Source organism: Methylobacterium sp. J-077, assembly GCF_022829365.1.
Taxonomy (GTDB): Bacteria; Pseudomonadota; Alphaproteobacteria; order Rhizobiales; family Beijerinckiaceae; genus Methylobacterium.
In genome coordinates, this window is the sequence record NZ_JAKSYJ010000186.1 from 1 (window position 1) to 23789 (window position 23789).

The following is a 23789-nucleotide window of genomic DNA, read 5'->3' on the forward strand; positions in this document are numbered from 1 at the left end:
TCAGAACCTGACCGTGAACGCGCCCCTGGCGGCGTGGTCCTGGGCGCGGGCGCCGATCTGGCCGGTGTAGGACACGCCCAAGGTGGCGGCCGGGGTGAGCAGCACCGCCAGCCCGGCCTCGGCGACCACGGCGTCCCGGTCGATCGGCAGGCCGGCGCTCACGAACCGGGCGCCGGTGCCCCGGAACGCCAGCACTGCGCCCGGGACGACGTCGCCGAAGGTGCGCCGGTAGCCGGCCAGCGCGTGCACCGACACCGGCAGCGCCGCCTCCGGATCGAGTTGCGCCTCGGCGCGCACGCCCCCGGTCGCGGTCGGCAGCAGGCTGCCGCGGGCCGGGCCCGCGAGCGCGGCCACCCCGCCCTGCTCGGCGAAGCGGTCCCGGCCCAGCGCCACAGCGCCCGCCCCGACGAACGGCTCCAGCACCGAGCCGGCGCCGAGCGCGACCCGGTAGCCGGCCTCGCCGAAGCCCTGGAGGCTGCGCCCGCCGGTGCGGGCGGTCGGCGTGTCGGTCAGGCCCGGGAACGCCACCACCCGGCGCAGCCGCGCCGGCTCGTCGGCCGCCAGCGCCCCGAACCGCAGCACCGCCGGGCCCGCCTCCAGGCTGCCGTAGACGCCGCCGAACGTGCTCGCCAGCGTCCCGGTCTGGACCTGGCCGGGGCTGGCGAGCGTCGTCTCGACATGGCCGCCGGCCACGCCCAGCCGCAGCCCGCCGATCCCGAGCGTATCCAGGCGCGCGTCGACGCCCAGGACGAAGCCGGCGCTCTGGCGCGACAGCGCGGCGGCGTCGCCGTCGGCCCGGACGTGGCCGAGGCTGCCGATCCCCTGGCCCCACAGGCTCACGACCCGCGGGTCGAACACCCGCGCCGGCACCGCCACCGGCTCAACCGGCTCTCCGGGCCGGTCGGCCGTGTAGGCGGCCGGCAGGCTGCCGTCATCGCGCGCCTCCGAGGCGCCGCCCCAGCGCAGCCGGTCGAGCACCGCCTCGCGGGTGAGGCCGGCCGTGGCGAAGGCGGTCGAGGCCAGGCTGGCATGGGCGTCGCCGGCCATCCCGGCGAACGCCGCCCGGGCCTGGGAAGCCGACAGGGTCGCGACCGCGTCGTAGAGCGGCGAGCCCACCGCCCCGGCCTGGACCGCGCCGGCCGCGGCGCGCTGGTTGCGGGTCCGGGCGACGGCGGCGAAGTCGAGGTCGTTGCGCGCCAGCGTCAGGGTCACGGCGCCGGGCTCGTAGCCGAGGAACGGGGTCAGGAACGCGAAGCTGCTGCTGACGCCCGCGAACCGGCCCTGGACCCCGCCCGCGGCGGTCAGGATGGTGTAGCGCGTGCGCGGGGCCCAGGCGCCGGTACCGGCGACCGCCTCGACCCGGGCGCCCGCCACCGTGGCGGAGCCGCCGACCGCGACCCGGTCGGCGCGGCCGTCCGGGGTGGCGTCGACCCGGTAGACCGAGCCTGGCGCCAGGGTGAGGCTGCCGGCGACGCGGATCTGCCCGAGGGCGCCCGGTCCGGCGCCGGGGCTGAGCACGCTGCCGGCGCCGAGGCCGAGGCTGCCGAACCAGCCCTCGCCGGTGAGCCGGCTGCCAGACCCGAGGCTGAGCGCGGCGTTGGGCAGGGCGCCGGTGACCGCGAGCGCGCCGCCCTGGACGCTCACCGGCCCGGAGAAGCTGCTGAGCCCGGACAGCGTCAGGGTGCCGGCGCCGACCTTGGTCAGGCCGGTCGGGCTGGCGCCGTCGACGATCTGCCCGGCATAGTCGGTCGAACTGCCGTCGGTGCCGACCGTGAGCTGGCCGTTGCCGAGCGTGGCGCCGGCCGCGGTGCCGGTGAGCGAGCCGACCGTGAGGGCGGTGCCGCCGAGGTCGAACGCACCGTCGTTGGCGAGCCGGGTGATGCCGGTGGTCGGGCCGGTGAGCGCGATGACCGCGCCGGGGGCGTTGCTCACCGGCCCGGCGAGCACGCCCGCGGCCTGGACCGATCCGGTGTTGGCCAGCCCGCCGGTGAGGCGGCCGGTGGTGACCAGGGTGCCGGCATTGGCGAAGGGCTGCGACACGGTCGCGAACGTGCCGGTGTTGATCAGGGTGCCGCCCGGGGCGTTGACCGCGTCGGCGGTGTAGGCGCCGGCATTGACCAGGCGGCCGGTGTTGACGAGGTCGTCGACGACGCTGCCTCGCGCCGCGACGGTGAGCAGGCCGGCATTGGCGACGCGGCCGGCACGCAGCGCGCCGCCGTCGGTGATCGCGACGGTGCCGGCGTTGTCGAGGCCTCCGGCGAGGCCGTAGCGGCCGGAGACGGTCAGGCCGGCGCCGGCGCCGTTGGCGAAGGACCCGTCGCTGGCGACCGGCCCGGTGATCGCGACCTGCCCGGCGTTGCGGATGGCGCCGTCGAGGGCGCCGCCGGTGGCGGTGAGGCTGCCGGTGTTGGTGATCCCGCCCGCGATGGTGCCGCCGGTGATGGCGGTGCCGGCATTGGTGAGGCCGCCGGCGAGCGTCCCGGCGTTGGTCAGCGTGGTGCCGGCCAGGGTGACGACGGGGGAGACCAGGCTGGCGCTGGCGGTGAGGCTGAGGCCGCCGGCGGCCAGGGTGGTCAGCCCGGTGAAGCTGTGGGCGGCGGTCAGCGTCAGGGTGCCGGTGCCGCGCTGGACCAGGTCGCCGGTCCCGGAGACGGTGCCGGCGAAGGTGACGGCGTCGGCCCGGGCGAACGCCAGGGTTCCGGCATCGGCGACGTCGCCGACCAGGCTGCCGGCGGTGCCGCCGTCGCCGACCTGGAGGGTGCCGGCCGCGATGGTGGTGCCGCCGGTATAGGTGTTGGTCCCGGCGAGCGTCAGGGTGCCGGCGCCGGCCTTGGTCAGGCCGCCGATGCCGTCGAGGGTGCCGGCGAAGCTGGTGGAGGAATCATCTCCGCCGGCGGTGAGGCGGGCCGATCCGAGCGCGACGCGGCCCTGGCCGGCGAGCGAGCCGACGGTCTCGCTGTCGGCGAGCGCCAGGGTGGCGCCGGAGGCGACGAGCACGGCGCTCTGATCGCCGATGGCCCGGCCGCCGATCGCCCGGAGGGTGCCGGCCGCGATCAGGGTGGGGCCGGCATAGGTGTTGGCCCCGGAGAGCGCGAGGGTGCCGACGCCGAGCTTGGCCAGGCCGCCGGGTCCGGACAGCGCCTGGCTCAGCGTGAAGCTGTTGGCCGGGTCGGCGATGTCGAGCCCGCCGCCGCCGTTCGCCCAGGTGATCGGCCGGTCGGTGGCGGTGAAGCCGGTGCCGGTGATTTGCAGGACGCCGCCGTCGAAGGTGAGCGGGGCGGCGGCGGCGCCGAGGCTGGCATCGCGCGACACGGACAGAGTACCGCCCGCGAAGGTGGTGCCGCCGGAATAGCTGTTGGTGCCGGTCAGCGTAAGGGTACCGCCCCCGGTCTTGATCAGGCTGCCGCGGGTCGGGATCGACGCGAACGCGGCGACCCGGGCGGTCTCGACCTGGACCTCCGTCTGCCATTCGGCGATGAGCGCTGAGGCGGCCTTGGTATAATCGGCGCTGGTCAGGCCCGCGAGGTACCTCGCCAAGCGGTTGCCGATGTTGCCGCGCGCTTAAGCCAAGCTCGGATCGGAGAGTGGCCAAGCCCAGCCGATACCGTTCACGTCGACGAAGGTGGCCACGACCCGGCTGCCGATGGGGCTCGCGTCGTTCGCCTTGAGGGCGTCGAGGATGGCCATCTGACTGCCGCTGCGGAACGCCCTGACGACGCCGTCGAGGGTGGACAGGGCCTTCGGCATGGAGGCCTGCAGGGCGGGGAGCGTGAGCTTCGGATCCGTGACGGCCTTGCGCGTCGGCCAGGCGGCGGCCTCGGCGTCGTTCTCCTGCTTGCGCTGGATCAGCGCGTCCTCGGCGATGTCGTTGGACCAGGTGTCCTTGGTGCCCGCCGGGAGGTTGGCCGCGACGGGGCCGAGGAACTGGCCGGGCCCCTTCATGGCCTTGTTCAGGTCGATCACGCCCCAGCCCCAGATCGCGTTGGGGGCGTTGGGATTGGCATCCGGAACGCCGTCGACCGCGTTGCGGTGGTAGGCGGTGGTGAGCAGGACGTCCCGGGCCTGCTCGTTGGTCATGTACGGATAGCGCTGCATGATCACCGCGAGCGCCCCCGTGGCATGCGGCGCCGCCATCGAGGTCCCACTCACCGCCGTGTAGCCGGTCTGTTGGTTCGGATTGATGCCCCATTGCGCGGGCTTCCAGGGGGCGCCCGGCGTATAAGGCGGGGCGGCACTGTCGATGGCACTGCCGGGCGCAACGACATACCAGTACTTTGCGGCGCCGGCTCGATTTGAATAAGATGCGAGAACGAGGTCGGCAGGATTTGAACTGCCGTTCATAGCTCTCGCAGCTGCGCCAACGGCAACCCAATTCTTCTCGATGTCCGGCCTGAAATAAGGCGCGGATGAGCGAATGTTCGGATTGCTGTAGCCGGTGTTGCCTGCAGCAAACACGTGAATGATATCATATTGCTTGGCGACATCGGAAAGCGCGTCGATGTAGCCGAGCCTGTCCTTGAATTTCGAATAAGCGCCGTACAAGCCTTGCAGGCTGTTGTAATTGTCTCCGAACGGCGGACTGCCCCAGGACGAGTTGATTACGCGAGCGCCGGCCGCAGCCAGGCTGCCATAGGCGTTCCTGGAATAGGCATAATCGACGTTCGCCCCATATTGCGTCTCGTCGGTAGATCGCGTGTTGGTGACAAAGACGTTGGCGTTGAACGCCACGCCATGCATACCAACGCCGTCGCGAGAGGCCGCGATCGTGCCGGTCACGTGCGTCCCGTGTGGATCGTTGTAGACGGAATTGTATATCCCTGAAACTGTATAGGGATCGCCATTCTTGAAGAAACTCGGCTGCGGAGATAGATCTGCCGGTCGCCCAGACCCGTCCGTGAAGTAGTACCCATCTGAGCCGAACGTCCCAGTGATGGTGATCGGCTTGATGCGGCCGTCGGCGAATTCCGGGTGGGCGCCGTAGACGCCTGAATCGACCACCCCGACGGTGACGCCCAGGCCGGTATAGCCGGCGGCGTAGGCATTGGCCGCGTGCATGGCCTCCAGGCCCCAATCCGCCTGGTATTCCGGCGTCCGCCAAGTCGCCGGGTCGATTCCGGCCAGGCTCTGCGCCATGGCGTGGTGCGAGACCGACGCGCCTAACGCCGCCAGCCCGAGGGTCGAGCGGCGCAGTGCGGTGGCGATCGAGCGCCGACGCTGGACTCCGCCGGGGGCCGTGCCGTGGGTGTACGCCTGTGTACGCATCTTCAACTGCTCGATCGCCCGCAGAGCTGGAAACAACACCGTCCATTGCCGCAGCAGATCGTCGTTGATCGTGGCCTTGCGGCAGCAGGCAGTATGAAGTTTTGCAGATTAGAGATCGAAAAACAGAGAGCGCAAGCGATAATACGCCACAAGATTACGCCGCCAATCATGCTCTTTATCTGAGACCGGAGATAAATATGGGCGGCAACTTTATGATGGAGCACGCCAATGATGTCGCCGGCTATATTCTCTGATGGCGCGATTCTTGCATTAGCTCTCGAATAGAGAATGTGCGGATGGCGCCGCGGTCAGCGTCGAAGAGGATGCTTCCTCAGGCTCTGTGATTGAAATGCCACGGCGCCCCAACGGGTCGACAGACTGTTGGCGCGCGTCGGGAGCGCGATGCCACCCACCGCCGAAAGGCGACACGCGACCGTTCGGTGGTGAGGGCGATTCGTTTGCAGAGGCAGCGCCGTGCAGGCCGGCGCGACCGGGCTGAAGTATCGTCCCGAAAGATGGTCACCGGCCCTCGGGACGATGCGCTAGAGCTCACCGCCGAAGCTGAGCAGGCCCCCGATGGCCGTGGTGCCGAGTGCCGTCGTCCTCACGGACGTGGTCGCGGACACGGTGAGGCTGTTGCCCAGCCCGAACTTCAGGCCGGTTCTCGCCTCGCCCCGCGTCCGGGTGAGATCGGCGCCGTATTTGAAATCGCCGATGTAATCCGCGTGCGCCGCGAAGCGCATCGTCGGCTTGCGCACCGCCTGCTCGACCTCGATACCGGAGATCCAGCTCAGGTTCGTCGTCAGCGGCACCGAAACGTCCGCGCCGAGATAGGCGAGCGTGCTCCGGTAGACCACGCCATCGTACTGCACCGGGAAGCTCACATTGGCTTCCGTGTAGCCCTGACGGGTGATGCGGCTGGTCCTGACGCCGCCGTGCCAGCCCACCACCAGATCCCCGAACAGCGGCAAGCTCTGCCCGAACTCGAACGTGCCGGCGAGACCGCCGATCCGGGCGCCGCCGGTGCCCGCCTCCGTCGCGGTGGATTGCAGGCGGCGGATATCGGCATGGTACTGGCTGGCCGCGAAGGCGGAGCGCAGATACCACGCGCCGCCCGCATAGGGCTGCTGCCAGTTCACGAAGGTGCCGGCGCCGACGGCGGTGCGGGTGTCGTTGAAGGCCGGCGACGGCAGGGCGCGGTAGGGGGCGTAGCTGAAGTGCGCGCCGACCGTGAGATGGTCGGTCAAGCCGTAGCTCAGGGGCAGCGTCGAGAGCGTATCCGTGCCGCTGCCATCCGAGATGAAGCCCGCGCTGGCCGACCAGCAGACGCTGCCCCGGCTGCACGACCAGGTCTGTTGCTGAGAGGCGAGCGACTGGCGCTGCAACTCCAGGACCGAGAAAGTGTCGTAGCGCAGCCGGGAGACCGACCGGCGCGTGTTCGTGACGTCGACGAGCTGCATGCGAGCGTTGGAAGCCGGTGCGGGCGTCGTCGGGTCCGGGACCGGAGCCTGTGAAGGGCTGGACGGTACGGCCGGGCCCGGCTCCGAGGCTGGAGCTGGAGTTGGAGCCGCATTCGCAGCCGCAGCCTGTGCCGGCGGCTGCGTCGTCGCCGGAGGCTGCGTGGGGGCCTGTCCCGACGCCGGAGCTGCCGGGGCGGGGGCCTGGCTCGCGGACTGGCTCTGCGCTTGGGGGGCCGCGGGCCCGGCGGCGGGCGTCGTCGGATAGGTGATCTTCCACAGGACGGCGTGGGGATCGCCCGAATCGGTCTCGGAATAGCCCGCGGCGACCCGGCCGTCGGCGGAGAGCGCCTGGACCTCGGACACGCCGCCGCCATCGGCTCTCAGAGTGCCGAGATCGGTCCGGCTGCGCCAGCCGTCGCCGAACCAGACGACGCCGTGCGCGAACCCCGAACTGGTGCTGGCCATGCCGCCGGCGATCCGGCCGTCGGCGGACAGGGCCCGCACCCAGGACGAGCCGCTGTTGTCGGCCCGGAGCGTGCCGAGATCCCGCTTGTCCGACCATCGCGATCCGGACCAGAGGGCCGCATGGGTGTAGCCGGAATCCGTGGTGCTGCTGCCCGCGGCCACGGTGCCGTCGGCCGAGAGCGCGCGCACCACCGAGGTGCCCCGGTTGTCGGATTTCAGGGTGCCCAGATCGGTCTTCGTCGCCCAGTTGGCGCCCGACCACAGCGTGGCGTGCGAATAGACGTCGACGCTGCGATCGGGGGCCGCGTAGCCCCCGACCACGGCGCCGTCCTTCGAAAGGGCGTAGGCCCAGGACATCCCGGAATTGTCGGACCGCAAGCTGCCGAGATCGGTCTTGACCGACCAGTTTTGGCCCGACCAGAGGGCCGCATGGGTCGTCCCGGAATCGACGCTCGACTCGCCGGCCGCGATGCGCCCGTCGCCGGACAGCGCATAGACGCCGGACGTGCCCGACTGGTCCGAGGTCAGGGTGCCCAGATCGGTCTTGGTCGCCCAGGTCGTCCCCGACCACGTGACCGCGTGCAGCCGCTGATCGGCATTCTCGGCGATACCGCCAATGACCGCGCCGTCCTTGGACACCGCATAGGCCTTCGCGGCGCCGGTATTGTCGGCCCTCAGCGTGCCGAGATCCTGCTTCTGCGACAGGTCGGTGCCCGACCAGGCCGCGGCGCGCATGTCGGGGCCGTTGTTGTCTGTGTAGGAATCCCCGACCGCGACGCTGCCGGTGGCGGAGAGGCCCCAGATTTCCGACGCCCAGCCATTGTCGGCCTTGAGCGTGCCGAGATCTTTTCTGTCGCCGCGGCCGGCCGAGGGGGCCGCCTGAACCTGCCTCTCCGTGGCGGAGGAGGGCGCGGCGTTCTCGACGGTGATCTTGGTATCGTTGTCGAGAACGCGATGGAGCTCGTCGGACGTCAGAGAGATGATACCGGCATGCCGCGGTGAGAGCTGATTGATGTCGGAACCCGAGACAGGCGTGAAGGTCTTGAAATCCGTGGTCTTGACCAGCTGGAAACCGCCATTCAGGTAGTTGTCGTACATGACGATATAGCCGCTGCCGTCATTCAGCCGGTAAGCCTGCGGCCCCTCGACGGCATTGCTGGTTCTTTGCACATCATCTTGCGAGGGGAGGATGTATCCCCAGGTCAGATGATCGGACACGGCATGCTTGATGACCCTGAGCCTGGCCGTGCTTCCGGGCGGCGACGTCTCCGCCTTCATGAGCATATGATATTTGCCGTCCTGCTCGGTGATATCGTAGTCGATGTAGCCGACGCCATCCCGGGAATAGAAGAGCTGCCGTGGTGTTTCAGCCAGTGCCGTGAAGTCACGGTTGGCATGGGCATAATAGGCCTTGTAAGGCTCGTTTGCTCCGACGGTCAGATAGACCATGTTCCTGTCGGTCAGCGGATTGTAGGCGACCTGCGGCGCCCAGGCGGCGTGGAGGCCCGGAAACAGATCGGGAAACCGCTTCTCGAAATTGATAGCCGAGGACTTCCAATGGATGAGATCCGGAGACTTCATCAACACGATGCCTCTGTTGCTTCCCCAGCCCTTCCAACTCTGCATGTCGGTGGCGGTCATGTAGAAACTGCCGTCCTGGCCACGATAGATGTAGGGATCGCGCAGCCCGCCCATCTCGGTATGGCTCGCGTCGATGACGGAATTGCCGGCGTTCAATTTATTGAAGCGGCGGCCATCCAGGCTGTAGGAGAATTTTAATGTTTCCTCCCACGGGCGGTTGCCTGTGAAATATGTCAGCAAATATCCGTCGTAGGGCGGATATTCTCCTGCCGCAAAGCTATAGCTGGACGCACACTGCGATAATACCACAGCGGCGGCGATCTTGATCGCGTATTTCATGATATTCCCCCCAACGAGTTGGTATTTTTTTTGGATGCACTTCGGTCTTGCGCGCAGCCTCCTGGTCAGCGCTCGGTGCCGTGGTCGCCATGCGGTTGCGTCTCACGGCAGTGTGCAGCTATCGATCGCGTTCGACGTTGATCTCGACGGCCAGAACGAGATGCGAATTATCGAGCTGATCCGAAGATAAATTCATGGATCGAGACGATATTTTATTCTGCTACACACACGGAGAAGATATTTTATTGGCGTTTTTGTCCTTTTTCTCGACCGATCCGTTCAGATCGACCATGAGGGAACATAAATCTCGTTGATTTGTCGAAGCAATAGGCAAACTGCACATTTTTTCATGTCGCGACCGACCAAATCGGTCGGGTTATGACTTACAATTGTTCAAATCATCGATCTGTAATAGAGATTGCAGGACGCGATTCTGCGAAACAGATAAAAGATCAAGCCAATTGATCGTTCGCACGACTCCCGAATCCGCGGATTCGGGCGCCGCCGTTCTATCGCGCCTTCGCGGAAAGGCTCGGCGCAAGGTGTCGGCGTTGACGAAGCCCGTCAGGACCGCGATCTGCCCGGGCCGCCAGGCGCCGCGCCCGGTTTCTGCTGGCCGGCATCGACACCGGCACCCGGGCCACCGCGATCGGCTCGGCCGGATCCATCCCGGCCGTCCTGCGGATTACCGGTTCGCGCTCGTCACCCCGGAGGCCAAGGTCGGCGAGGCCGTCCTGACGGTCCGCCTGGTCGACACGCGCAGCGGCCAGCCCGTCACCGACGCGGTGATCTTCGCCAAGCGCATCGACAGCGCCCCAACAGCATGGACGAGATGACCTCGACCCTCGCGCGTTCCCGTCCAAGGAGCCGGGCCTCTCCCGGTTCAAGAGCAAGCTCACCATGGCGCGCGGCGGGCGCTGGGAGCGAAGGTCCAGGGCGAGACCGGCACCGTGAGTGAAAAACGCGTTTTCCGGGCCATTCCGTGCGCGGCCCGGCCTGGTTCGCCGGGCCCCTCGTCGCCCCGCGGCGGCGGGGGCCTCGGTTATGGGGCGGGGCGCGTGAGGGACGTCGCAGCGCCCCTGTCCGTCGGGCGTGCCTGGGCGGGCTTCGCGTCCCGGATTTCTGCCGCCGCCGAGCCGAAGGCCACGGGACCGGTGGTGTATCCAGGATCCGGACGCAAGCCGGTCTATTCCCTGTCGCCGATGATGAGCGGGGACGGGCGCCTGTTCCGGGCCGTCCAGGCCAGCGCGGACCTGCGCTTCGACCGGCCCGCCGCGGACGCGGTTCCGGTTCCGGATCCGGCCGGGGCCGGGGAGTGCGGCGCGCCGGCCAGGGCGGCGAAGCCCGGCCGCTGGGCCGCGCCCCGGGACGGGCTGGTGCTCGAGCGCCTAGCGGTGCCGATCACAGCGGGTTGAAGCCGCGCGCGTTCAAGCCGCCTGGATGTCCCGCAGGAAGCCGTCGACCTCCTGCTTGACCCGCTGGGACTGCGCGGCCAGCTCGGCCGCGGCGTTCAGCACCTGCGCGGCGGCGCTGCCGGTCTCGCCCGCGGAGGCCAGCACCCGGGCGACGTTCGACGAGACGTCCTGCGTGCCCCGCGCCGCCTCGCCGGCATTGCGCGAGATCTCGCTGGTCGCCGCGGTCTGCTGCACCACCGTCGCGGCGATGGCGCCGCTGATCTCGCTCACCGTCGCGATCGTCCGGGCGATCTGCTCGATCGCCTCGGCGGCCTGGCCGGTGGCCGACTGGATCGCCGCGATCTGGCCGCCGATCTCCTCGGTCGCCTTGGCGGTCTGCCCGGCCAGCTCCTTCACCTCGGCGGCGACCACCGCGAAGCCGCGGCCCGCCTCGCCGGCCCGGGCCGCCTCGATCGTGGCGTTCAAGGCCAGCAGGTTGGTCTGCCCGGCGATCCCTGAGATCGTCGTCACCGCGGCGCCGATCTGATCGGCGGCGAGCCGCAGGCTGGCCATGGCGGCGTTGGTCGCCTCGGCCTCGTGGGCGGCGGTGCCGGCGACCGCGTTGGAGCGGATCACCTGACGCTCGATCTCCTGCAGCGACGCGACCATCTCCTCGGCCGCCGCCGCCACGGTCTGCACGTTGGTCGAGGCCTGCTCGGCGGCGGCGCTGGAGGCCACCGCCTGGCCGTTGGTGTCGTCGGCGACCTGGGTCATCGAGCGCGCCGTCGCGTCGAGCTCGGTGGCGGACCCGGTGACCACCTGCAGCGCGGCGGACACGTTCTGCTCGAAGGTGCGGACCAGCCGGTCGACCCGCTCGACCCGGCTCAGGCGGGCGGCCTGCTCGGCGGCCTGGGCGGCCTCCAGCCCGGTGCGCGCGATGGCGTTCTGGCGGAACACGTCCACCGCCTTGGCCATGGCGCCGATCTCGTCGGTGGCGTCCTGAGAGGGCACGACGACCCGGGTGTCGCCCTCGGCCAGACGCTTCATCGCGCCGGTCATGGCGGCGATCGGCTGGACGATGCTGCGGGCGATCAGGACGGCGAGCAGGCCGCCGAGCACCACGGCCAGGCCGACCAGCCCGATCTGCACCTGCTGGGCGCGCGCCGCCGCGGACGCCGTCGCCTCGGCGACCGCCTCGACCGCGACGTTGATCTTGTCCCGCGCCGTCGCGCCCACCCGCTCGATCGCCTCCGTGTGCGGCTTGATGCCGGTCTCGAACGCCGTCTTCGCGGTGTCCATCGCCCGGATGGTCACATCGAAGTTGCCGGCATAGGCATCGAGCGCCTCGGCGACGGCCCGGGTCTGCGGCGCGAAGGCCGCCCCGCCCTCGCTCGCCTTGAACGCCTCCAGGGCGGCCTTGGCCTTCTCGACGGCCGTGGCGAAGGTGGCCGGCCCCTTCGGGTCGAGGGTGGCCAGGAAGCGCCAGTTGGCGACGCGGACCAGCAGGATGGCGCTCTCGGCGGTCTGGGCGGCGGCGAGGGTCGCTCCCCCCGCGTTCGCACGCACCTCCGCCACCAGGACGCTGGTCGCGCGGGTCAGCGTGTCGCCGCCCGTGAACAGGCCGTCCTTGGCCGCGCTCAGGCTGGTGCCCGCCGCTGCGAGGCGGTCCAATTCCGGCTTCAGGGCCCGGGCGTGATCGCGCGCCTCGGCGTAGAGCCGGCGCCCCTCGTCCGCGATCGCCAAGGTGACCAGCGCCTCGGTCGTCTGCTCGATCGCCTGCCGGCTCCGCTCCAGGGCGGCGATCTGCTCCGGCTTCGGTGCGAGCCGGCTCTGTTCGGCCTGGCCGGTCAGGTTCGCCGCGCGGCTGTTGAGCGTGAAGACGGTCCGGGCGATCGTCTCGAGCCGGCCCCGCGCCGCGTATTGCTCGTTGATGAAGCTCTGCTGATAGAGCGCATAGATGCCAATAACCGCGGAGATCAACACCAAAAGACTGAAACCGGCGTAAAGCCGGAGGCGGATACCTAAATTCATCGCAGCACCATCCTATGAAGAATTTAAATCGTCTTCGCACGGCAAGGGTAAAGCTTTCCTAGCGCATCATGCCGATGTCAAGATTTACAGGAATGTTACAATTCGATGCATCCCAGTATCGGCAAGCAATGATCCATCCCTTATCTCTCGATAAGTGATTCGATACCCTTTGGAGCGGGTCGTTCGACACGAACATGAAACAAAAAAATTCGCGCCCTGATCATGCCGGTGCCGATTGCTTCGGCGCCGACGGTCCGGAATGGGCCCGCGGCGGGCCAGCCGAAGCCCGATCCGCGGGGGCCGCGTCCGGTCAGGCCGCCCGCCGGGCCTCGGCCTGCGCCGGGGCCGCGACCCGGTGGGCCCGCCCGAAGCGCGCGTAGAGCGCCGGCAGCACCACCAGGGTCAGCAGGGTCGCGCTGATCAGACCGCCGATCACCACGGTGGCCAGCGGCCGCTGCACCTCGGCGCCCGTGCCGGTGGCCAGCGCCATCGGGACGAAGCCCAGCGAGGCGACCAGCGCCGTCATGGCCACGGGCCGCAGCCGGGTCAGCGCCCCCTCCAGGATCGCCGCCCGCAGCGGCCTTCCCGCGGCGGCCCGCTGCTTGATCGAGGTCAGCATCACCAGGCCGTTGAGCACCGCCACGCCCGAGAGCGCGATGAACCCGACCGCGGCCGGCACCGAGAGCGGCATGCCCCGCAGCCACAGGGCCGCGATGCCGCCGGTGAGCGCCAGGGGCACGGCGGAGAACACCAGCAGCGCGTCGCGGGCGCTGCCGAGCGCCGAGGTCAGCAGCAGCAAGATCAGGACGAAGCAGGCCGGCACCACCAGGGTCAGGCGCCGCCGGGCCGAGGCGAGGTTCTCGAACTGGCCGCCCCAGGTCAGGTAGGAGCCGGCCGGCAGCGCGACCTGGTCGGCGACCTTGGCCTGCGCCTCCGCCACCAGCGAGCCGATGTCCCGGCCGCGAACGTTGGCGGTGACGACGACGCGCCGCCGGCCGTTCTCCCGGGAGATCTGGTTCGGCCCCTCGGTCACGGAGAAGCTGGCGACCTGGCGCAGCAGCACGGAGGCGACCTTGCCGTTCGGCCCCGGGGGCAGGGGCACGGGCAGGTTCTCCAGGGCCTCGCGGTCCTCCCGGACGGCGTCGGTCAGGCGCACCACGATCGGGAAGCGCCGGTCGCCCTCGAACACGAAGCCGGCCTCCCGGCCGCCGATCGCGGCGCCGATCACCTCCTGGATCGCCCCGGTGCTCAGGCCCAGGCGGGCCGCCTCGGTCCGGTCGATCCCGATCTCGAAGATCGGCAGGCCGGCGATCTGCTCGACCTTCACGTCGTCGGCGCCGTCGATGCCGCGCAGGATCGCGGCGATCTGGTTGGCGGTCTTCAGCATCGGCTCGAAGGCGTCGCCGAACACCTTGACGGCGAGGTCGCCCCGGGTCCCGGCGAGCAGCTCGTTGAAGCGCAGCTGGATCGGCTGGGAGAACTCGTAGACGTTGCCGGCGAGCGCGCTCACGGCCGCCTCGATCTGCGCCTGCAGCGCCGCCTTGGTCAGGGTCGGATCGGGCCACTCCGCCTGCGGCTTCAGGATCACGAACGTGTCCGAGGCGCTGGGCGGCATCGGGTCGGAGGCGATCTCGGCGGTGCCGGTCTTCGAGAACACGGTGGCCACCTGCGGGAAGGCCGCGACGACCTGCTCGACCTTGAGCTGCATCGCCTGCGACTGGGTCAGGGAGGTCGAGGGGATCCGGCTCGCGTTCAGCGCGATGCTCGTCTCGTCGAGCTGCGGGATGAACACGGTGCCGAGCCGGGCGGACAGCAGGGCCGCCCCGGCGAGCAGCAGCAGGGCCGCCCCCAGGACCGGCGCCGGCGCCCGGACCGAGGCGGCCAGCAGCGGCCGGTAGGCGGCCTTCAGGCCCCGGATCAGCCGGTTGTCGCCCTCGGTGACCCGCCCGGTGATCACGATGGCGATCAGCGCCGGCACGAAGGTCAGCGACAGGACGAACGCGCAGGCCAGCGCGAGGATCACGGTCAGCGCCATCGGCTCGAACATCTTGCCCTCGACCCCCGTGAAGGTCAGGAGCGGCGCGTAGACCAGGATGATGATCGCCTGCCCGTAGAGCGACGGCCGGATCATCTCCTCGGCCGAGGCCCGGACCGTCTCCAGGCGCTCCTCCCGGTCGAGCCGGCGCCCGAGCGCGTGCTGGCGCTCGGCGAGGTGGCGGAGCGCATTCTCGGTGATGATCACCGCCCCGTCGACGATCAGCCCGAAATCCAGGGCGCCGAGACTCATCAGGTTGGCCGAGATCTTGGCCTCGACCATGCCGGTCACGGTCATCAGCATGGCGACCGGGATCACCAGGGCCGCGACCAGGGCGGCCCGGATGTTGCCCAGCAGCAGGACCAGGATCGCGATCACCAGGGCCGCGCCCTCGGCGAGGTTCTGCGCGACCGTGCGGATCGTGGCCTCGACCAGGATTGTCCGGTCGAGCACCGTCCGCACGACGATCCCGGGGGGCAGGGTGCGGCGGATCTGGTCCAGGCGCGCGGCGACCGCGGCCGCGACCGTGCGGCTGTTCTCGCCGATCCGCATCAGGGCGGTGCCGATCACCGCCTCCCGGCCGTCCGCGCTGCCCGAGCCGGTGCGCAATTCGCGCCCGAACCGCAGGGTCGCCACGTCCCGGACCCGCACCGGCACGCCGCCGCGGGTGGCGACCACCACGTCGCCGATCGCCTCCAGGCTCTCCAGGCGGCCGGCGGCGCGGACGACGTAGCCCTCGCCGTTATCCTCCAGGTAGCGGGCGCCCTGGTTGGCGTTGTTGGCCTCGAGCGCCCGGACGACATCCGCGAAGGACAGGTCGAGGGCGGTCAGCCTCGTCGGGTCCGGCTGGACGTGGTACTGCTTCTCGTAGCCGCCGATGCCGTCGACCCCGGCCACCCCCGGCACGGTCCGGATCTGGGGCCGGATGATCCAGTCCTGGACGGTGCGCAGATAGGCGGTCTGCTCCAGCGCGGTGGCGAGGCTCTGGCCCTCCGGGGTGCGGTAGCTGCCGTCCGGCTGCCAGCCCGGGCTGCCGGCGGGCGCGACGTTCCGCCCCCCGGGCGCCGCGTACTGGACCGACCACATGGAGATCTCGCCCAGGCCCGTCGCGATCGGCCCCATATGCGGCTCGGCGCCGGGGGGCAGGTCGCCCTTCACCTGGGAGAGGCGCTCGGCGACCTGCTGGCGGGCGAAATAGATGTCGAGCCCCTCGTCGAAGATCGCGGTGACCTGCGAGAAGCCGTTGCGCGAGAGCGAGCGGGTGTAGTCGAGCCCCTTGATGCCGGCCAGCGCGGTCTCGACCGGGTAGGTCACCTGCCGCTCGATATCGACCGGCGACAGCGCGGGGGCCAGCGTGTTGATCTGGACCTGGTTGTTGGTGATGTCCGGGACCGCGTCGATCGGCAGCCGGGTCAGGGCCGTGGCGCCGAACCCCGCCGCCAGCAGCACGAGGAGCAGGACCAGCCAGCGCTGGCGGATCGAAACGTCGAGGATGCGGCTCAGCATGTCCGGCGCCTCAATCGTCGTGGCCGGCTTCGGCCTTGCCGAGCTCGGCCTTCAGCAGGAAGGTGTTGGCGACCGCGATGGCCTCACCCGGCGCGAGCCCGGCGGTGACCGCGTAGGATTCGTCGTCGGCGCGCCCGAGCTCGACCGCGCGCATCGCGAAGCCGTCGGGCGTCCGCACGAACACCACGCGCGCGCCGGCCATCGTCTGGAGGGCCGCCTTGGGCACCCGGACCGGCACGTCCTCCCGGGCGATCTCGATCTCGGCGGTGACGAAGGTCCCGGGCCGCCAGGCCAGGTCGGCATTGGGCAGGGCGACCACGACCCGGGCCGAGCGCGTCTCGGCGTTGAGGAACGGGCTCACGAAGATCACCCGCCCGTCCGCGCGGCGTTCGCCGCCCTCCCGGCTCGGGGTGACGGTGACCCGCGCGCCCTCCTGCACCTGGGCGAGGTCGAGGGTCGGCACCGACAGCTCGATCCAGACGGTGGAGAGATCGGCCAGGAGATAGATTTCGGCCGGGTCGCCCTCCTTGCCCACCGCCGAGCCGACATCGACCCGCCGCTCGACCACGCGGCCGGCGAGCGGCGCGCGCAATTCGTAGCGGCGCAGGGTCGAGTGGGTCGGGGTCGCCTCGTCGCGCGTCTGCGCGGCCGCGACCGCGGCGGCGTCGAGCCCCAGCGCCGACAGCTTCTGGCGGGCGAGGTCGGCGCGCAGCCGGGTCTCCAGGAACGCCGCGCGGGCGCTCTGGAACGCCGATTCCGAGGCCGAGCGCGAGGCCAGCAGCTTCTGCTGGCGCTCGAAGTTGATGGTCTGGAGTTCGACCTGGACCAGGGCGGTGAGATACTCGCTCTTGGCGTCGGCGACCTCCCGGCTGTCGAGCACGGCGACGATCTCGTCCTTCTGGACGGCATCGCCCAGGCGCTTGCGCATCTCCGCGACGGTCCCGACCACCCGGGCCGGGACCCGGGCGATCCGGTCGGTGTCGGGGGTGATCGTGCCGGGGACGAGGAGGTGGCGCGCCAGGGTCCCGCCGGTCACCGGCGCGACCGTGATGTCCTGCGCCGCGACCTGCTCCGGCCGCATCCGGATCACGCCCGCCTCCGCGGGCGCGTCGTGGTCGGCGGCCTGATGGCCGTCAGGCGCGGCGGCCTGTGCCGGGCCGTGATCGTGCCCGGCCGGTTCGGGACCGGGATCGCCGGCGGGCCGGGTCAGGCCGATCGCCGCGAGGCTGTCCCGGACGGAGCCGGACAGGCCGGGAACGGCGGCGCCGACGAGGATGCCGGCGGCCAGGAGGAAGGCGGAGAGGAGGAGACGCATGGGGACCTGCCCGGCCGGGAGCCCGGACAGCCGCGCGGCGGCGTCCGGGGGATCCCGTTCAGAGGACGCGTGAGGGCGAGCCGGGCGCCTGCTCGGCCGCCCGGACAGGACGCGCGCCGACGAGCGGCGGCGTCAGCTCACGCGCGGGGCGGCCGGGGCAGGCGGTCCGGGACGAACGAGGGGAGGGCGGCGGCGATCCGGACCGCGACCGGCCGGCCGGCAACCGCCGGCGGCGCCGGGATCCCGATCTCCAGGGGCGCGACCTGGTGGCAGCCGCAATGGAGATGCTCGGTCACGCCGGGATCGACGCGGTTACCGGCCTGCACGAGGGACGGCCCGTCGACCCGGTCGTGATGCCCGCCCGCATGGAACGCCAGATCCGCCGCGAGGCCGACGCCCGGTCCGGCCAGGGATAGCGCCATGGACACGGCGAGCACGAGCGCGAGCATGCGGGCGGCGATCGCCCGCCAGCCGCGCCCCGCGCCCGCCTGCCGAATCCGAGACTTCATCCCGGCTCTTATGGGCGATCGGGCCCCGGGCACACAAGGGCCGTGAGACTTTCGACCGGTCGCGGCTCCACCGGGCGATGGGAACCGCCACGCCCGAGCGGCCATGAACGGGCTGGCGGGACAGGACGCCGCGCGGGTCCCCGCTCCCGCACGGGCTACCGGATTCGCACATCGTCTGCGGCGAGGCGCGACGCGCCCCCGCTCCCGTGCGGGAGAGGGGACCCGCGCTTCACCCTCCGCTCGTGTTGCCAAGCGCGATGCGTGAATCCGGTAGCCCGTGCGGGAGAGGGGGCCTGTCGCGCTCCGTCATCGACGGCACGCCACAACGCGGTCCGCGGTCAGTCTTGACGTTCCGATGGCCGCCGCACGTGCGGCGACGGCGCGCAGCGGGGATGTCCAAGGAGAAGTCCGGCCGGGCGCGCGACCGGGGCGAACGCGCTCACGCGGACAGCCGCAGGATCCAGTCGTAGAAATCGGCCCAGTCCTGGCGCAGCGGCAGCGGGGAGGGCGGTGCGCCGGCCCGGGCCTGGGCGCGGACGTCCCGGGGCGGGCAGCCGAACGCGTCCCGGAAGGCCTGCGTGAAATGCGCGGGAGTCTCGAAATGCCACCGGTAGGCGACCTCGGAGATCCGCGCGGGCCGGCCCTCCCCGGCGCGGGCGAGCTCCTGGTAGGCGCGGTCGAGCCGGCGCTGGCGGATGTAGCCGGCCACGCCGCCCATCGGGGCGAACAGGCGGTAGAGCGCGCTGCGCGAGACGCCGAACCGCCCGCAGAGCGCCTCGGCGGTCAGGCCCGGGGTGGCCAGCTCGGCCTCGATCACCCGCCGCATGGCGACGAGGAGCGGCGCGCGCTCCGGCGCCTGGCCGGTCCGGTCGCCCCCGGACAGGCGCGGGACGGCGGCGGCGATCAGCGTCGCCGCCGCCGCCGCCGCCGCGCGCGCCTCGCGCTCCGAGAACCCGTCGGCATGGGCGCTCAGCGCGCGCAGATGGTCGGCGAGCAGCCGGCCGAACGGGGTGGCGCCCTGGAGGACGGTCCCGTGGAGCGCGTCGAGATCGCCCGCCTCCGCGCCGAACAGCGGCCGCGGCAGCACCAGCGTCAGGGCGCGGTAATCCGTGGAGCGGGCGGCCAGGGGCCGGGACAGGTCGAACAGGCAGATATCGCCCGGCCCGCAATCGCGCTCGCTGCCGTCGATCGCGATCCGCGACCGGCCGGACACGCGGACATGCGCCAGGATGTGATCGACGCCCATGCGGGCGACCAGGGCGCGCGGCCGCTCGAACCGCAGGCTGGAGGCGCTCGCACGGCACAGGACGGCATTGCCCAGGTGCCGGACCTGCGATCGCCCGCGGAAGTCGGCGATATCCTCCTGCCGGATGGAGAAGTCCCAGAACGGCGCGACGGCCTCACGCCAGGAAGCGGCCTGATGCAGACCAGGCTCGTCCCCGCCCATCTCCAGGATTGATTTCGACTGCATCGCCGGAGTCACGCATTCGGATATTCGCGTGCGCAGCCGGCCGCGTACTGATGTGAGATGCTGTTATTCAGATGAAAGGTCAAGGTTTCACGAATGGCGCCGCATTCGCGCGGGGAAGGGTCGGCGCAGGGCGTATTCAGACCTGCCCTCGCCCGGGCCGAGTCACGAAAAAGCCCCGCGGGCCGGGAAGGGCCGCGGGGCTGAAGGAAGCACGGTCGTCGGAGCGCTGGGCTCCTGGATCGACCGGTCTTTCGGCCTTTATGGTTAAGGCCGGGTTACTTTCCGCTGGGGGCGGCACCGCTGCCCGTGGCGCCGTTGCCCGTGCTGCTGCTGCCGGCGGGGGCGCCCGACGTCGAGGTATTGCCGTTGGGCGTGCTCTGGGCGGCGGCCATCCCGGCGCTGCCGGCGACGAGCGCGAGGGCGAGAAGCGTGGACTGAAGGGTACGGCTGGTCATGAGACGCTCGAACTGAGAAGAGCCGGCCGAGACCGACAGGACCTGAACAACGGTATCGGCGCCGAGGCTGTTCCCGGCGGCCGCCCCACCCGGGCAGGACGGCGGTGCCGGCGTGGTGGAGCGGGCGATGATCGGGCGCGGCCCGGCAGCCACCGGGCGCGCCCAACCCCGCGCGGTGGCTTCCGCCGTCCAGGCTGATCTGCGCAAACGGCAACGCCCCGGGAGCTTCCGCTCCCGGGGCGTTGCCGACCGTGATCGACGCCCGGCCCGTCAGGCCGGGCGGTCTTTCCGTCTTAGTACGAGCCGAACTTGTAGTTCAGGCCGGCGCGGATCACGGCGAACTCGTCGGCGCGGCGGCCGATCGGGCTGTAATAGGCCGGGATGTTGCTGGCGGCGTTGATCACGAACGCGCCCTGGTTGCGGGTGTTGCGGTCGAGATTGACGTACAGGCCTTCGACCTTGACCGTCACGGCGCTCGACCGGAAGAAGTTCAGGAACGAGTCGACCGGGAGGGCGTATTCCATGCCGCCGCCGACGGCGTAGCCGGTGCGGAAGCTGTCGTTGCCGGCGTAGCCGCCGAAGGAGCGGTCGGCGCTGCCCGAGCCGTAGGCGAAGCCGCCGGTGCCGTACACGAGGACCCGGTCGAAGGCGTAGCCGAGGCGGCCGCGCACGGTGCCGAAGAAATCGAGGCTCGACAGGCCGCGCGGGTCGGTCACGTAGTAGCCGGGGGCCAGGCCGCCGACCAGCAGGGCGTTGTTCCGGCTGCGGCCGAAGTCGAGATACTGGGCGTCGGCCTCGATGCCGACCACCACGCCCGAGCCCGGGGTGAACTGGAAGTTATAGCCGACCTGGCCACCGCCGGTGAAACCTTCCTGGTTCCGCTGGCCGAAATAGGCCGTGGTGCCGTTGCCGTACGGGGCCGGAACGGCGAAGCTCGAGGTGTTGTTGCTGCTGGCGTCGAAGGCGTAGCCGGCGTTGATACCGAAATACGCGCCGGTCCAGGTGAACACGGGGACGGGGGTGAACACCGGCGGGGGAGCGCGACGCGGCAGGTCGGCGGCCGAGGCGGCGGCGGTGAGAGCGGTAAAGGCGGCCAACGAGGCCAGAAGCGTCTTCATGACTGGTCTTTCCCCAGCGAATGTTCCTATCGAGCGTGAAATTACCCGGTTTTCCACACTCAAGCTGTATCGCTGCGGCCACAGGTGTTGCGGAAGGGAATTTCGGCGCGATCCGGCGGTCGGCCTGAACCATCGTGCCGCCGGCTCGTTGGCGCCCCACGGTAGCGGAGGCCCCCATGACCAAGCTGTTCATCGCCCAGATCCGCGATCCGGCCGGAGACAAGCCGCTCGTGACCGTGCGGGCCGAGGCCGAGGGCGAGGCGCGCCTGTTCCTGGCGGCCGCCTACCCGGATGCGGAGATCGCCAGCGTGACCGAGCCCAGCGACTGGACCAGCGACGCCGATACCGGTGCCCGGGCCGGCGACATCCGCGAGCATCCCGGCGCCACCTGGCAGCCGCCCTCCAGCCTGGCGGATTGAGTCGCATTCGAGCGATGCGATTCACCGGACCTCAGCCGGCCTCATTGAGGCTGGCGCCGTGATGTCCGGCGATCCCACCCCCCGCCTGTTCGCAGCCGCGGCCGCCCTGACCGGCGCCGCCTCCCTGATGGTCCGCTCGGAACCGTCCTGGACGGGTGTCGGGGTCGGCCTGATCTGTCTGGCGCTCTGGGCCATCGGGACGCTGGCTGCGAAGTCCGGCAAGCCGCTCGCCCTGACCGAGCCGGCCCGGCCGATCGTGCTGAAAGCGGTCGTCGTCGAGACGCCCCGGGCCAGGCCGGACCTGCTGCCGGCCCTGCCGCCGCCGTTCCGCCCCGACATCGTGGCGCGCCCGACACAGCTTCCGGTTGCGCCGACCCACCGCCAGCGGGTGGTCGGGCGGCATACCGGCGGCCGGCGCTAGGGCAGGGGTGTCGAGATCTTCGCGGGGTCTGCCCGTAGGAAGGGCAATTCTTCGACGGATCCCGCCGTCATCGCCGCCCGTCCGGTCAGCCCGCGAAGAGTCCGCGAAGAGTCCGCGACGCGAGCTTCTGCCGCAGCGCCGATGCCGGACAATCCGCGTTGCCCGCAGCCCAACGAGGAGACCGGTATGGCCGACAAGGCTGACGTGACGACCTACACCATCAAGCAGGCCCTGGCCGCCAAGGTCGAGGACCATATCGAGATCGCGGTGGAGGCCGAGGACGGTACCAAGCTGAAGCTCAAGGCCACCGCCGACCAGCTCGACGCCCTGGTGGGCGACCTGGAGACCATCCTGGACGCGGACGATTCGGACGACGAGGCCGCTTAGAGCGACGGTCGGGGCCGCCGCCCGGATGCGATCGGGCCGGCGGCCCCACGCGACAAGAATACCGCGCTCACCGCTTCGATTCGATGGCCTTCGCATCGAGCAGCGGGATCAGCGGCTCCAGGTCGATGATCGGTCCGCCGGCATCGAAGTAGTCGCACTCGCCGGGCAGTTCCTCGTCCTCGTCCCGCCGCCCGAACGGCAGGAGGGAGGAGAGCATCCCGAGGCACAGAGCGCCGGCGATGAGGGCAACCAGAATCGCGACGCTCATGGCGGAACACTCGGACGCGGCGGGCGAGCGGAATCAAGCACCGTCGAGATTAAGACGAAGTTCCTCGGGCGCGCAACGCGAAACGCGAGCGGATCACCGTCGCGCCGGAACCTTGTCCTGCTGGTGATCGACCTCGTCGCGCACCCCGTGACCGGCCATCAGGATCTCGGTCATGAACGCCCCGATCGCCGCCACGGTGCAGACCAGGGCCGCGCCGAAGCAGGCGAACAGGATCGAGGCGGTCGCCGCATCGCGCATCGCCCCGACGAACAGGGTCAGCACGGCCATCCCGATCAGGCAGGCGCCGAGTGAGGCGAGGACCACGGCGACGTCGAGGACGAAGGAGCGCCGCCGCAGGAAGGTCAGCCGGCGGGACAGGCGCGCGGCCTCCGCATCCGTCACCTTGGCGATCTCCCCCGAGAGCGTGTCGACCTTGTCGGAGATCCGGCCGAGGCGGGTGGAGAACACGTTGAGCAAAGTCGCCAGCGCCGACAGCAGGAAGGCCGGTGCGAGCGCGACCTGGATGATGTGGGCGATGCTGTCGGGCTCGGTGGAACTCAGGGAGAAGCCGAACATGGGCATTACGCTCGCGGGGGCGGAACGACCGCCCGGGCTTCGGCATCGTCCCGCGCGGCGGCGGATGTCTTCGGACACGGCATGCCGGGAGGGTCACCACAGGATGCCGTGCGGGCGCAACCCGGCAGCCGGCATCGCGGGCTTGCCGCGGCCTCGCAGGAAGCCCCGCGATCCCAGACCGGCGGAGGTCCACGCGCGGTTTACGACCGGTATCCGAGGGGCAGGGCAGGTAAATTAATCTTAACCGCTAACAACAGTACTCGATGGGCTTGCGGGCCGCCGGCCACTCGGATCTAACAGGAGCCGAAGCTTCCTGGTTGGTCCTGGGAATGTTCTCGAGCAAACTACAGCCCCGTCAGCCTTCGTGCGGCGGGGTTTTTTGCTGCCGGAAACGTCGAGATACAAATTTTCGGTCCGAGATCGGCTTTCCTGGGTGCGGGATGTGCTCAACCGCACGCGGCCGTCCACTGGTTCGGGGCCCGCGGGCGCCCTGTTGCAGCGCTGCACTATCGCGCTTCCTCAACCTGCCGTTTCTGTCGCCGGGCACACATCCCGCCGAACGGGAGACAGAGGACCCCATGATCAAGAAGCTTCTTCTCGCGAGCGCCGCCACGGCCCTCCTGACCGGCGCGGCTGCCGCCGCCGACCTGCCGCGCCGCGCCGCGCCGCCGCCGGTGTTCACCCCGGTGCCGGTGTTCACCTGGACCGGCGCCTACTTCGGTATCAACGCCGGCTACGCCTTCGACGCCAGCAGCCGCTCCAACAGCTCGGTCTTCG

The 23789-nt window shown here is 70.6% G+C and carries 16 protein-coding genes and 2 pseudogenes; 6 read left to right on the plus strand and 12 right to left on the minus strand.

Going from position 1 to position 23789, the window contains the following annotated elements; translation table 11 throughout:
* The 3 genes from MKL11_RS33190 to MKL11_RS22280 all read right to left on the minus strand — a co-directional run bounded on the left by MKL11_RS33190 (position 1) and on the right by MKL11_RS22280 (position 9107).
* Positions 1-3537, minus strand: a complete 3537-nt coding sequence (locus MKL11_RS33190; RefSeq protein WP_279600657.1) for an autotransporter domain-containing protein — start codon at positions 3535-3537, stop codon at positions 1-3.
* 24 nt (positions 3538-3561) lie between these two features.
* Entirely contained in the window at positions 3562-5262 is a 1701-nt protein-coding gene (locus tag MKL11_RS22275; protein ID WP_243947410.1) for a S8 family peptidase, read from the minus strand.
* 542 nt (positions 5263-5804) lie between these two features.
* Entirely contained in the window at positions 5805-9107 is a 3303-nt protein-coding gene (locus MKL11_RS22280; RefSeq protein ID WP_243947387.1) for a family 43 glycosylhydrolase, read from the minus strand.
* Positions 9108-9790: 683 nt separating this feature from the next.
* Here MKL11_RS22280 and MKL11_RS33610 point away from each other — a divergent pair.
* Both MKL11_RS33610 and MKL11_RS22290 read left to right on the plus strand, forming a co-directional pair.
* Positions 9791-10087: pseudogene (locus tag MKL11_RS33610) on the plus strand (FixH family protein); the annotation flags it as partial.
* 78 nt (positions 10088-10165) lie between these two features.
* Positions 10166-10522: a hypothetical protein gene (locus tag MKL11_RS22290; protein ID WP_243947389.1), complete on the plus strand. Its 357-nt coding sequence runs from the start codon at positions 10166-10168 to the stop codon at positions 10520-10522.
* Between the two features lie 12 nt (positions 10523-10534).
* On the opposite strand, the gene MKL11_RS22295 is transcribed toward MKL11_RS22290, so the two are convergent.
* The 7 genes from MKL11_RS22295 to MKL11_RS22325 form a co-directional block, all read right to left on the minus strand.
* Positions 10535-12532, minus strand: a complete 1998-nt coding sequence (locus MKL11_RS22295; protein ID WP_243947390.1) for a methyl-accepting chemotaxis protein — start codon at positions 12530-12532, stop codon at positions 10535-10537.
* A 310-nt stretch (positions 12533-12842) separates the two neighbouring features.
* Positions 12843-16073, minus strand: a complete 3231-nt coding sequence (locus MKL11_RS22300) for an efflux RND transporter permease subunit (protein WP_243947391.1) — start codon at positions 16071-16073, stop codon at positions 12843-12845.
* A gap of 10 nt (positions 16074-16083) precedes the next feature.
* Positions 16084-17388 (minus strand): efflux RND transporter periplasmic adaptor subunit, encoded by a 1305-nt coding sequence (locus MKL11_RS22305; protein ID WP_243947392.1) that lies wholly within the window; start codon positions 17386-17388, stop codon positions 16084-16086.
* A gap of 137 nt (positions 17389-17525) precedes the next feature.
* Entirely contained in the window at positions 17526-17897 is a 372-nt protein-coding gene (locus MKL11_RS22310) for a hypothetical protein (protein ID WP_243947393.1), read from the minus strand.
* A 439-nt stretch (positions 17898-18336) separates the two neighbouring features.
* Complete coding sequence (locus MKL11_RS22315) at positions 18337-19368, minus strand: helix-turn-helix domain-containing protein (RefSeq protein ID WP_243947394.1); 1032 nt, start codon at positions 19366-19368, stop codon at positions 18337-18339.
* 275 nt (positions 19369-19643) lie between these two features.
* The gene (locus MKL11_RS22320; RefSeq protein ID WP_243947396.1) at positions 19644-20030 is read right to left on the minus strand and encodes a hypothetical protein; all 387 of its coding nucleotides are present in this window, start codon (positions 20028-20030) and stop codon (positions 19644-19646) included.
* Positions 20031-20116: 86 nt separating this feature from the next.
* Complete coding sequence (locus tag MKL11_RS22325) at positions 20117-20941, minus strand: outer membrane protein (RefSeq protein WP_243947398.1); 825 nt, start codon at positions 20939-20941, stop codon at positions 20117-20119.
* A 176-nt stretch (positions 20942-21117) separates the two neighbouring features.
* Here MKL11_RS22325 and MKL11_RS22330 point away from each other — a divergent pair, with 176 nt between their 5' ends.
* The 3 genes from MKL11_RS22330 to MKL11_RS22340 all read left to right on the plus strand — a co-directional run bounded on the left by MKL11_RS22330 (position 21118) and on the right by MKL11_RS22340 (position 22168).
* A complete protein-coding gene (locus MKL11_RS22330; RefSeq protein WP_243947400.1) occupies positions 21118-21360 on the plus strand; it encodes a hypothetical protein in 243 nt (80 codons plus the stop codon).
* Positions 21361-21421: 61 nt separating this feature from the next.
* Positions 21422-21781 (plus strand): energy transducer TonB, encoded by a 360-nt coding sequence (locus tag MKL11_RS22335; protein ID WP_243947402.1) that lies wholly within the window; start codon positions 21422-21424, stop codon positions 21779-21781.
* 186 nt (positions 21782-21967) lie between these two features.
* Positions 21968-22168: a hypothetical protein gene (locus MKL11_RS22340; RefSeq protein ID WP_243947404.1), complete on the plus strand. Its 201-nt coding sequence runs from the start codon at positions 21968-21970 to the stop codon at positions 22166-22168.
* Positions 22169-22235: 67 nt separating this feature from the next.
* On the opposite strand, the gene MKL11_RS22345 is transcribed toward MKL11_RS22340, so the two are convergent.
* Positions 22236-22436, minus strand: a complete 201-nt coding sequence (locus tag MKL11_RS22345; RefSeq protein ID WP_243947405.1) for a hypothetical protein — start codon at positions 22434-22436, stop codon at positions 22236-22238.
* A gap of 93 nt (positions 22437-22529) precedes the next feature.
* Positions 22530-23012 (minus strand): DUF2721 domain-containing protein, encoded by a 483-nt coding sequence (locus MKL11_RS22350; protein WP_243947407.1) that lies wholly within the window; start codon positions 23010-23012, stop codon positions 22530-22532.
* A 578-nt stretch (positions 23013-23590) separates the two neighbouring features.
* On the opposite strand from MKL11_RS22350, the pseudogene MKL11_RS22355 reads away from it, so the two are divergent.
* Positions 23591-23789 (plus strand): annotated as a pseudogene (locus MKL11_RS22355) (porin family protein); the annotation flags it as partial.